At 72.3% G+C, this 10,025-nt stretch carries 12 protein-coding genes; all 12 read left to right on the top strand.

Features of this window, described 5'->3' with window-relative positions; genetic code table 11:
• Window positions 1–300 (top strand): hypothetical protein (locus V7D28_RS00360; RefSeq protein WP_333585357.1); only part of this gene is annotated, 300 nt, incomplete at its 5' end.
• Window positions 297–2,288, top strand: a complete 1,992-nt coding sequence (gene gspD / locus V7D28_RS00355) for a type II secretion system secretin GspD (protein WP_333585356.1) — start codon at window positions 297–299, stop codon at window positions 2,286–2,288. The genes V7D28_RS00360 and gspD, both read left to right, overlap by 4 nt.
• A gap of 20 nt (window positions 2,289–2,308) precedes the next feature.
• On the top strand, window positions 2,309–3,811 hold the full coding sequence (gene gspE, locus V7D28_RS00350) for a type II secretion system ATPase GspE (RefSeq protein ID WP_333585355.1): 1,503 nt from the start codon (window positions 2,309–2,311) through the stop codon (window positions 3,809–3,811).
• A complete protein-coding gene (gene gspF / locus V7D28_RS00345; RefSeq protein ID WP_333585354.1) occupies window positions 3,798–5,015 on the top strand; it encodes a type II secretion system inner membrane protein GspF in 1,218 nt (405 codons plus the stop codon). Before gspE ends, gspF begins: the two co-directional genes overlap by 14 nt.
• Before the next feature lie 22 nt (window positions 5,016–5,037).
• A complete protein-coding gene (gene gspG / locus V7D28_RS00340; RefSeq protein WP_333585353.1) occupies window positions 5,038–5,481 on the top strand; it encodes a type II secretion system major pseudopilin GspG in 444 nt (147 codons plus the stop codon).
• Window positions 5,453–5,947, top strand: a complete 495-nt coding sequence (locus V7D28_RS00335; protein ID WP_333585352.1) for a GspH/FimT family pseudopilin — start codon at window positions 5,453–5,455, stop codon at window positions 5,945–5,947. The genes gspG and V7D28_RS00335 overlap by 29 nt, the downstream gene beginning before the upstream one ends.
• Entirely contained in the window at window positions 5,931–6,299 is a 369-nt protein-coding gene (gspI, locus tag V7D28_RS00330) for a type II secretion system minor pseudopilin GspI (protein ID WP_333585351.1), read from the top strand. Before V7D28_RS00335 ends, gspI begins: the two co-directional genes overlap by 17 nt.
• A complete protein-coding gene (gene gspJ, locus V7D28_RS00325; RefSeq protein ID WP_333585350.1) occupies window positions 6,296–6,877 on the top strand; it encodes a type II secretion system minor pseudopilin GspJ in 582 nt (193 codons plus the stop codon). Before gspI ends, gspJ begins: the two co-directional genes overlap by 4 nt.
• Before the next feature lie 29 nt (window positions 6,878–6,906).
• On the top strand, window positions 6,907–7,845 hold the full coding sequence (gspK, locus tag V7D28_RS00320; RefSeq protein ID WP_333585349.1) for a type II secretion system minor pseudopilin GspK: 939 nt from the start codon (window positions 6,907–6,909) through the stop codon (window positions 7,843–7,845).
• A complete protein-coding gene (gene gspL / locus V7D28_RS00315) occupies window positions 7,842–8,954 on the top strand; it encodes a type II secretion system protein GspL (protein ID WP_333585348.1) in 1,113 nt (370 codons plus the stop codon). The genes gspK and gspL overlap by 4 nt, the downstream gene beginning before the upstream one ends.
• Complete coding sequence (gene gspM, locus V7D28_RS00310) at window positions 8,954–9,421, top strand: type II secretion system protein GspM (protein ID WP_333585347.1); 468 nt, start codon at window positions 8,954–8,956, stop codon at window positions 9,419–9,421. The genes gspL and gspM overlap by 1 nt, the downstream gene beginning before the upstream one ends.
• Window positions 9,418–10,025, top strand: a 608-nt coding sequence (gspN, locus tag V7D28_RS00305) for a type II secretion system protein N (protein ID WP_333585346.1), incomplete at its 3' end; no start/stop codon positions are given. The genes gspM and gspN, both read left to right, overlap by 4 nt.

Here is a 10,025-nt window from a genome sequence, read left to right as displayed (position 1 = left end):
GCGCCTCGCCCGGCTCATAGCGGCGCGCAGCTGGCCGCGGCCATGGCCCTGGCGCCGCGCATGAAGGACGGCCGGCCGGCCGGCTACACCGTCATGCCGCGGGGCGGTCAGGGCGCCGCCATCCTGGCCCAGGCCGGCCTGGCGCCGGGGGACGTCCTGCTCACCGTCGACGGCTCGGAGCTCTCCCGCGAACGGCTCTCCGAACTGCCCAGCATCCTCGCCGCCGCCGACCGGGTGGACGTCACCTATGAACGCGGCGGCCAGACCCTGACGACCACCCTTCGGATGACGCCGCCTTGAAACGCCTGATCATCGCCTGCGCCCTGGCGCTCACCCCCGCCGTCGCGCTGGGGCCGGCCGCCGCCCTGGCCCAGCAGCAGACCCTGAACCTGCAGGACGCCGATATACGCGTCTTCATCCAGGACGTGGCCCGCGCCACGGGCCAGACCTTCATCATCGACCCCCGGGTGCAGGGGCGGGTGACGATCACTAGCCGCGAGCCTCTGTCACGGACCGAACTGTTCGAGGTCATGCTGTCCACCCTGCGGGCCAACGGTCTGGTGGCCATTCCCGCCGGCCAGGGGGTCTATCGGGTGACGCCGGAGGACGGCGTGGCCGCCCAGCCGTCCAGCCTGGGCGGCGCCACGGGGTTCAGCACCCAGGTCTTCCGCTTGAGGAACATCGATTCCGCCTCGGCCGCCGAAACCCTGCGCCCCCTGATCGGCCGCCAGGGCGTGGTGCTGCCCAGCCCCCGGGGCAATCTGCTGGTGGTGGCCGACTACAGCGACAATCTCGCCCGGGTGCGCAGCCTTCTGGGCCAGATCGACCAGGACCGCACCCAGACCGAGACCATCACCCTGCGCTCCAGTTCGGCCCGCGAGATCGGGGCGGTGGTCAACCAGCTTCTCAACCCGCCCGGCGCCGATCCCGCCGCCCGCAACGGCATCGTCTCGGTGATCGTCGTCGAAAGCAGCAACTCCCTGATCCTGCGCGGTGAGCCCGAGGCTATCCGCCCGCTCCTCGACGTGGTGGCCGACCTCGATCGCCGGGCCGAGACCAGCGGCGATGTCCGGGTGATCAACCTCGAACATGCCGATGCGGGCCAACTGGTCCCCGTGCTTCAGCAGATGGTGGGCCAGACGCCGGCCGGCGCCGAGGGCGCTGTGGCCGTGGACGGTCAGACCACCACGACCGCAGGCGGGGCCGGGCGCCGGGCCAATATCGCCCGTTATCCGGGCTCCAACGCCATCGTCATCGCCGCCGACCCCGACACCCAGCGCGTCCTGGGCGAGGTGATCCGCCAGCTCGACACCCGCCGCCGCCAGGTGCTGGTGGAGGCCATCGTGGTGGAGCTGTCGGACAATGCGGCCAAGCAACTGGGCGTCCAGTTCGCCCTCGCCGGCCAGAACGGCTCGTCCATCCCGTTCGCCGCCACCAACTATTCCAACGCCGCCCCCAACCTGCTCGCCATCGCCGGTGCGGCCGCAGGTGAACAGGCGCTGCCGGAGGACTCCGCCGCCCTGGAGACCCTGCGCCAGGCGGCGCTGCAATCTGTGCTGGGCGCGCGGGGCATGATCACCGGCGGCTATGGCCGCAGTGGCGACGCCCTCTTCGGTTTCATTATCAACGCGGTGAAGTCCGACACCACATCGAACCTGCTCTCCACCCCCTCGGTCATGACCCTGGACAACCAGGAGGCCACCATTCTGGTGGGGCAGGAGATTCCGATCACCACGGGCGAGGTGCTGGGGGACTCCAACACCAATCCGTTCCGCACCGTTCAGCGGCAGAATGTGGGCATCCAGCTGGAGGTGCGGCCCCAGATCAACGCCGGCGGCGCGGTCACCCTGCACCTGCGCCAGGAAGTGTCCTCCATCGCCGGCCCGGTGAGCGAAAACTTCAACGAACTCATCCTCGACAAGCGGGAGATCTCCACCACCGTGGCGGTGGATGACGGGGCCATCGTGGTGCTGGGGGGGCTGCTCGACCAGAACCGGCGCCTGACCGTGGAGCGCACGCCGATCCTGGGGGACGCGCCGATCCTCGGGAACCTCTTCCGCTCCACCGGGCGCCAGAACGTGCAGCGGAACCTGATGGTCTTCATCCGTCCGACCATCATCTCCAGCGCCGCCGACGCCCAGGCCCTGACCGGCCCGCGCTACGCCTATATCCGCGACCGCGAGATGGGACAGACCGGCGCCGACCAGAGCCAGCTCGACGCCCTGGTGCGCGACTATATGCGCGCCGAGCCGCTTACCGCCGTCCCCGCGCCGGCCCTGGATCGCTGAGGCCGGTGGACCCCCTCGCCATGACCGCCGCCGCACCGCCCGCCGCCCCGCTGCTGCCCTATGGTTTCGCCAAGCGCCATGGGGTGGTGGTGCTCGCCCTGGACGAGGCGGCCCGGGTGGGCCTGCGCGAAGGCGCCGATCCCCTGGCGCTGACCGAGGCGCGCCGGGTCCTGGGCCGGCCGCTGGCCATCGAGCGTCTGAGCCGCCAGGAGTTCGAGCGGCGCCTGTCGGAAACCTATGCCGGCGACGGCCTGGGCGACCGGGCCGCGGAGGACCTGGACATGCCCGGCGGCCTCGACAGCCTGGCCGAGGAGATCCCCGCCGCCGCCGACCTGCTCGACAGCCAGGACGACGCCCCGATCATCCGGCTGATCAACGGCGTCATCGCCGAGGCCATCCGCCGCGGAGCCTCGGATGTTCACATCGAACCCTTTGAGACCGCGCTTATCATCCGCCTACGGATTGATGGCGTCCTGCGCGAGGTTCTGAGCCTGTCGCCGAGGCTTTCGCCCCTTATCGTCAGCCGCATCAAGGTCATGGCTCGCCTGGACATCGCCGAACGGCGGACCCCTCAGGACGGCCGCATCTCGCTCGCCCTGGGCGGCCGGGCCCTGGACGTGCGGGTGTCCACCCTGCCGTCGAGGGGCGGGGAGCGGGTGGTGATGCGCATCCTCGACCAGGAGCAGGCGGGCATTCCCCTGCCGGCCCTGGGCATGCGCCCGGCGGTGCTGGAGGCCTTCCAGTCGGCCCTGCGCGAGCCCAATGGCGTGATCCTGGTCACGGGGCCGACCGGCTCGGGCAAGACCACCACCCTTTATGCCGGGCTTGGCCTGCTTAATGACGCCAGCCGCAATATCCTGACCATCGAGGACCCGGTGGAATACGCCGTCCCGGGCGTCGGCCAGACCCAGGTCAACGCCAAGGTGGGCATGACCTTCGCCGCCGGCCTGCGGGCCATCCTGCGCCAGGACCCCGACGTGGTCATGGTGGGCGAAATCCGTGACGTGGAGACCGCCCAGATCGCCGTCCAGGCCAGCCTCACAGGCCATCTGGTGCTGTCGACCGTGCACACCAATGATGCGGCCGGAGCGGTGACGCGTCTGCGCGACATGGGGGTGGAGCCCTTTCTGCTGGCCTCCACCGTGCGCCTCATCCTGGCTCAGCGTCTGGTGCGCCGGCTCTGCCCGCACTGCCGGCGCCCCGAGACCGTGGACGAGACCCTGGCCGCCCGGGTCGGACTCCCGGCGGGCGCCACCCACTTCCGCGCCCAGGGCTGCGGCCATTGCAACCAGACGGGCTATGTGGGCCGCATCGGCCTCTATGAGGCGATCCGCGTCGATGACCAGATCCGCCGGATGATCAGCGAGGGCGCCTCCGAAGACGACATCGCCGCCCAGGCACGTCGCAACGGCGGCGGGACCCTGGCGGCGGAGGCGCGGGCCTGCGTGACCGAGGGCCTGACCACGGTGGAGGAAGCCCTGAGGGTCAGTCGCCAGGACGGAGGTCAGCTTGGCGAGCTTTGACTATGTCGCCCTGGACCTGGCCGGCCGGACGCGCACCGGCCAGGTCCAGGCGCCCGACGAGGCCTTCGCCCGCGCGCGGCTGGAAGGCCGCAAGCTGGTTCTGGTGCGCCTGGCGCCCGCCCAGGCCGCGGCCGGTCCGTCCCGCTCGGGCCTCAGCCTTGGGCGGGGTCGGCTGGACGCCCGGTCGCTCGCCCTGGTGACCCGGCAACTGGCCACCCTCATCGCCGTGGCGCCGCTTGAAGAGAGCCTGAGAACCATCGCCGCCCAGGCGGAGAAGCCCCAGGCGCGCTCGGCGCTCACCGCGGTCCATGCCGGGGTGCTGGAGGGGTATCGCCTGTCGGAGGCCATGGCCCGCCAGGGCCGGGCCTTTCCGCCTCTCTATCGCGCCATGGTGGCCGCCGGCGAAAGCTCCGGCGCCCTGCCTGACATCCTCCAGCGCCTCGCCGACCTGCTGGAGCGGGACCAGGAGGCGCGCGGCAAGGTCACCGCGGCCCTGGTCTATCCCCTGGTCCTGGCGGCCACGGCCCTGGTGGTGATCATCGCCCTGATGGCCTTCGTGGTGCCCAAGGTGGTGGACCAGTTCGACTCCATGGGTCAGGCTCTGCCGCTGCTCACCCGTCTGGTGATCGGCGCCTCGGCGGCCATCACCGACTATGGGCTGATCCTGGCGGCCGTCCTGGCCGTGGCGGCGCTCGTCGCCTACCGGCTGCTGCAACGGCCGGCGTTGAGGTTGAAGGCCGACGCCGCGCTTCTGGCCGCCCCTCTGCTGGGCCGCCTGATCCGCGACCTGCACGCCGCGCGCCTGGCCCGCACCCTCTCGACCATGATCGCCAGCGGCCTGCCCATACTGGAGGGCCTGCTGATCACCGCGCCCACGGTGCGCAATCACGTGCTGCGTCAGGCGACCCTGGACATGGCCGAGATGATCCGCGAGGGGGGCGCCCTGTCCAGCGCCATGCGCAAGGTCGGCGTCTTTCCGCCCCTGCTCGTCTATATGGCCGCCAGCGGCGAGAACAGCGGACGGGTGGACCTGATGCTCAGCCGCGCCGCCGAATATCTGGAGCGGGAGTTCGCCACCTTCACCGCCGTGGCCCTCAGCCTGCTGGAGCCGGCCATCATCGTCGTCATGGGCGGGCTGGTGGCGCTGATCGTGCTCTCGATCCTGCTGCCCATCCTGCAAATCAACACCCTGGCCTTCTCGTGAGGCCTGTCCGCCTGGAGCCGCAATGAGACACCTTCCCCCGCGCCGGCCGGCCGCCGAGGCCGGCTTCACCCTGGTCGAGCTTATGGTGGTCGTGGTGATCCTCGGCCTGCTGGCCACAGTGGTGATGATCAATGTGCTGCCCAGCCAGGACCGCGCCATGCGCGAAAAGGCCAAGGCCGACATCAGCACCCTGGAACAGGCCCTGGACACCTACCGGCTGGAGAACCTCGCCTATCCCACCACCGAACAGGGGCTGCGCGCCCTGGTGGAGCCGCCGGCGGGGCTGAGCCGGCCCGATCGTTACCGCCAGGGCGGCTATATCCGGCGTCTGCCCGAGGACCCCTGGGGCAATCCCTACCAGTACGCCAATCCCGGGCGGCAGGGTCGTTATGATGTCTATTCCTTTGGCGCGGACGGCGCGCCGGGGGGCGAGGGTGATGGCGCCGACATCGGCAACTGGAACTGACCGTCTGACCCGGCGCAGGGCGGAGGCCGGCTTCACCCTGGTGGAGCTGATGGTGGTGCTCGTCATACTGGGCCTGCTGGGCACGGCCGTGGCTCTGACGGCGCCTGATGGTCGCGGCCAGGTCCGCGCCGAGGCCGAGGCCCTGGCCGTCCGGCTCCAGCGGGCGCGGGAAGAGGCCCTGTTGGTCAACCGTCCCGTGGAGGTGCGCCTCGACGCGCGGGGCTATGACTTCCGGGTCCTGCGCGCCGGTCGTTGGGAAGAACTGGCCGCGCCGCCCTTCGCCCGGCGGGAGCTGGGAGAGGGGACGGGCTGGGCCATGGAGGGGTCAGGGGCCGTGCGGGCCGTGCGGTTCGATCCCACGGGCGCGTCCCAGCCCGCCACCCTCGTGATCGCGGGGGAGGGGCGCAGGCTGGCCGTCTCGGTGGATGGCCTGGGCGAGGTGCGGATCCATGCGCCCGGCGGCTGAGGACGGCTTCACCCTGATCGAGATGCTGGTGGCCCTGGCGGTGTTCAGCCTGGCGGTCCTGGCCCTGCTCAATCTCGCCGGCGAGAACACCCGCACCGCCCAGGTGCTGGAGACGCGGACCCTGGCGGCCATGGTGGCCGAGACCGTGGCCATCGAGGCTGTGGCGGACCCTGCCCCGCCGCCCCTGGGCGAGACCGAGGGCCAGGTGGAGATGGCCGAGCGCAGCTGGACCTGGCGCCGTCAGGTCCGGGCCGACGCCGGGGCCGGCCTGCTGCGGATCGAGGTGCGGGTCTCACCCTTGGGAGAGGGGCGCACCGCCGCCGAACTCACCGTCTTCCGGGGGGGCGCATGAAGGGCTTCACCCTGGTGGAGATGATGGTGGCCCTGCTGGTCTTCGCCCTGCTCTCGGCGGCCGGGGTGGCGGCCCTGGGTTTCGCCGCCGACAATCGCGAAGTGGTGGGCCGCCGCATGGAGGCCCTGGCCCGGCTGCAGAGCGCCCGGGCGCTCATCAAGTCCGATCTGGAGCAGGCCGCCGACCGGCGCACGCGGGCCGAGGGGGGCGTCTCCACCCCGGCCCTGACCGGGGGGGCGGTCGCAGGCGCGCCCTTGCTGGGCTTTGTCCGCCGGGGCTGGGATAACCCCGACGCGGCGCCACGACCCTCCCTGCAGTATGTCGAATACCGGCTGGTGGCCGACCGGCTGGAACGGCGGGTGCGCCGCGCCCTGGACGGGGCGAGCCTGGATGAGCCGCAGGTCCTGCTCGAAGGCGTCGAGGCGGTGGAGGTGGCCTTCTATGCTGACGGTCAGTGGGCGCCGGCCTGGGCCGGCACGCCGCTGCGGCCCCTGCCCCAGGCGGTGCGTCTGGACGTGCGCACCGCGACCTTCGGCGACATCCGTCAGCTGGTCCTGCTGCCGGGGGGCGTGCTGTGACCGCCTTCCCCAAGACCAGCGAAAGGGGCGTGGCTCTGCTGACCGTCCTGCTGCTGGTGGCGGTGCTGGCGACCCTGGCGGCCGTGGTGCTGGACGACATCCGCTTTGGTCTGCGGCGAACGGCCAACGCCGAGGCGGTGGGCCAGGGCCGCTGGTACGCCCTAGGCGCCGAAACCCTCGCCGCGCGCCAGGTGGAGACCCTGCTGCGCCAGGCCACACAGGCCGAGCTGGTCTGGCGTGAACAGGTGGTGGAGTTTCCCCTGGACCAGGGGATGATCCGCACGCGTCTGGCCGACGGCTCCACCTGCTTCAACCTCAACAGCGTGGTCCAGGGGGTCGGGGAGGTGCTCTCCCGACGGCCCGAGGGCCTGGCCCAGTTCGAAGCCCTGGCGACGGCGCTGGGGATCGCGCCCGGCGAGGCCGCAGCCCTGGGCGCGGCGCTGGCCGACTGGATCGACAGCGACGGGGTCCGCGAACCCGGCGGCGCGGAGGAGGAGACCTATATGGCGGGCGATCCGCCCTATCGGACGGCCGGCGTCCTGCTGGCCGAGGTCAGCGAGTTGCGGGCCATCCGCGGCTTCACTCCCGACATCTATGCCCGCCTTCGGCCCCATGTGTGCGCCCTGCCCACCAGTCGGCTGTCGCCGGTGAATGTGAACGCCCTGTCGGAGGCCGATGCGGTCCTGGTGACCATGCTCACCGAGGGCCGGGCGCCTGTGGCCGCAGGCCGCCAGCTCATCGCCCGGCGCCCGGCCGGCGGCTGGTCGCAGTCGGGCTTCTGGATGGACCCGCTGGTGAAAGAGAGCCTGCCTGCCGATCCGAGCCAGATCGCGGTCCGCCCCGCCTATCTCACCCTGCAGACCGAAGTGACCCACCTGGACGCCGAGGTGACCGCCTCCGGCCTTCTGGAAGTCGATCCCTCCGGCCAGGTTCGCCTGGTCGCCCGCCGATGGACATTGGACGAATGAACCGAACCCGTATCGTCATCGCCGGGGCCACGCCCGAGGCTGAGCCGCGCTACCTGCTGGTGGACGAGCTGGGCTCCATCGTCGGCCGGGGAATCCTGCCGGTGCAGGAGGCCTCGGCGCTCACCCCCATGCGCACCGTCCTGGTCATTCCCGGCGCGGAAACCTCCGTGCGCTGGCTGAAGCCCACGGGCGCCAGCGAGGCCCAGGCCCGCGCCGCGGCGCTGCTCAGCCTGCAGGATGAGCTGGCCCAGGCCGGCGAGGCCCTCCATCTGGCCCTGGGGCCTCCGGACGAGACCGGTGAGCGCGCCGCCTGCGTCCTGGCCGCCTCCCGGCTCCAGGCCGCGCTGGACCAGGCGCGGCGGCACGGCGTTTCGCCCGATGTCGTCATTCCGGATCATCTGGCCCTGCCGCCACCGCCCAGCGGCGAGGGGGTGAGGCTGGCTGATCTGGGCGACCGCTGGGCGGCCCGCGGCGCCCGGCTGGCGGTGTCGGGCGAGCCCGTCCTGGTGGAAGCCGTGATCGGCGAGGCCGCGGTGGAGCGCCTGGGCGCCGAGGCCGCCGAGCGCCTCCTGGCTCAGGGCGCCCAGGCCCCGGGCCTCAACCTGCTGCAAGGCGCCTTCGATCCCGCGCGCCGGGAACAGCTGCGGCCCCGGGACCTGCGTCGCCTGGCGATCCTGGGCGCCCTTGTGCTGATCAGCCCCGTCCTGCTCACCGGCGCTCAGGCGATGAGCGACCATCTCGAGGCCCAGGACGTCGAGGCCCGCACCACCGAGCTCGCCGCCAGCCTCCTGCCCCCCGGCGAGGCGCTCACCGACCCCGCCGCCCAGGTGGAGGCCCGCCACCGGGCGCTCGCCATGTCCGCCGGAGGCGGCGGAGCCGGCCTGCTGGCGCAGATCTACGCGGTCCTGGAGCCCATGCCCCAGGCTCAACTGGAGAACTTCATCCTGATGCCCGACGGAACCGCCCGCGCCGCCGTCAGCCTGCCGGCCCATTCCGACCTGGAGCGGCTCACCGCCCAGGCCCGCCAGTCCGGGCTCAGCCTGCGCGACGAGGGGTTCCGCGACGTGGGCGGCCGGGTCGTGGTCGATCTCATCCTGGGGGCGCGCTGATGCTGGCCTGGTGGACGTCGCGCAGCCGGCGCGAACAGGGATTACTGGCCTTGATGGGCCTGCTGGCGGCGGGCCTGGCCGTCTGGTTTCTGCTGCTGGCGCCGCTCGCCGCCGCCGCCGAGGCCGCCCGCGGCCGGCTCGTCCAGGCCCGCGCCGATGAGGCGGTGGTGCGCGCGCTCGCCGCCGACATCGCTGCGCTGGCGCAAGCCTCAGCCCCCCCGGCCAGGACCACCGCCCTGGACGAGGCCGTGCAGACCACCGCCCTCGCCGCGGGGCTCGATGTCTCGCGTCTGGAGCAGGGGGAGGCGGGTCTCCAGGCCCTGGTGACGGGACCGGCCAAGGCCCTGGCGCCCTGGCTGCTGGCCCTGCAGACGGAGCAGGGAATCCAGGTCGTCCATCTCACCCTGCTCAAGGACGAGGCCGGCCGCGTGCAGGCCGATCTGACCTTGGCCGAGGCCTCCCGGTGAGACCGCAGGCCCTCAGCCGTCCGGCCGTGCTGGTCGGGGTCTTCATGGCGGCTCTGCTGATCGCCCTCGTGGCGCTGGCGCCGTTGAGCCTCGTCTGGGGCGGCCGGGGCGCGGCCCTGGGCCTGACGGCCGCCGAGGTGCGCGGGACCATCTGGTCAGGCCGCCTCGTCCAGGCGCGGCTCGGGGCGGTGCCGCTGGGCGATGTCCAGCTGCGCGCCAATCCCCTAGGGCTGTTGCTGGGCCAGGGCCGGTTTTCCGTGCGCGGCGGGAGCCTGAGCGCCCGTCTGGTGCTGGGCCGCGGCGAGACGCGCGTGCTCGGCCTGAGCGGCGCCGCGCCGCTGGCGCTTCTCGCCCCGGCCTCGGGCCTGGACGGTCGGCTGGAGGCGCGCGGCGTGAACCTGACCTTCGGCCCTGAGGGCTGCAAGGCCGCCCGGGGGCTAGTGGTCGTCGGCGAGATCACCCTGCAGGACCAGGCCTCGCCCGGATTTCAGCTGGAGGGCGAGGCGCGATGCGGCGAGTCGGGCGCTGTCCTCCTGCCGCTGACGGGCCAGACAGCCCTGGGGCCGATCGAACTTCAGCTTCAGGTGAGCCCGCAGGGCGCCGT

Origin of the sequence: Phenylobacterium sp., assembly GCF_036723115.1 — a bacterium.
In the GTDB taxonomy this organism is placed as follows: domain Bacteria; phylum Pseudomonadota; class Alphaproteobacteria; order Caulobacterales; family Caulobacteraceae; genus Phenylobacterium.
The sequence above is the reverse complement of the archived record's forward strand: the minus strand, read 5'-3'. Positions and strand labels throughout refer to the sequence as shown.

What these genes read in the sequence shown, in the direction of transcription:
- gspE (WP_333585355.1), top strand. Translation starts at nt 2,309, where the DNA reads ATGACCGCCGCCGCACCGCCCGCCGCCCCGCTGCTGCCCTATGGTTTC.
- gspG (WP_333585353.1), top strand. Translation starts at nt 5,038, where the DNA reads ATGAGACACCTTCCCCCGCGCCGGCCGGCCGCCGAGGCCGGCTTCACC.
- V7D28_RS00335 (WP_333585352.1), top strand. Translation starts at nt 5,453, where the DNA reads ATGGCGCCGACATCGGCAACTGGAACTGACCGTCTGACCCGGCGCAGG.
- gspI (WP_333585351.1), top strand. Translation starts at nt 5,931, where the DNA reads ATGCGCCCGGCGGCTGAGGACGGCTTCACCCTGATCGAGATGCTGGTG.
- gspJ (WP_333585350.1), top strand. Translation starts at nt 6,296, where the DNA reads ATGAAGGGCTTCACCCTGGTGGAGATGATGGTGGCCCTGCTGGTCTTC.
- gspL (WP_333585348.1), top strand. Translation starts at nt 7,842, where the DNA reads ATGAACCGAACCCGTATCGTCATCGCCGGGGCCACGCCCGAGGCTGAG.
- gspM (WP_333585347.1), top strand. Translation starts at nt 8,954, where the DNA reads ATGCTGGCCTGGTGGACGTCGCGCAGCCGGCGCGAACAGGGATTACTG.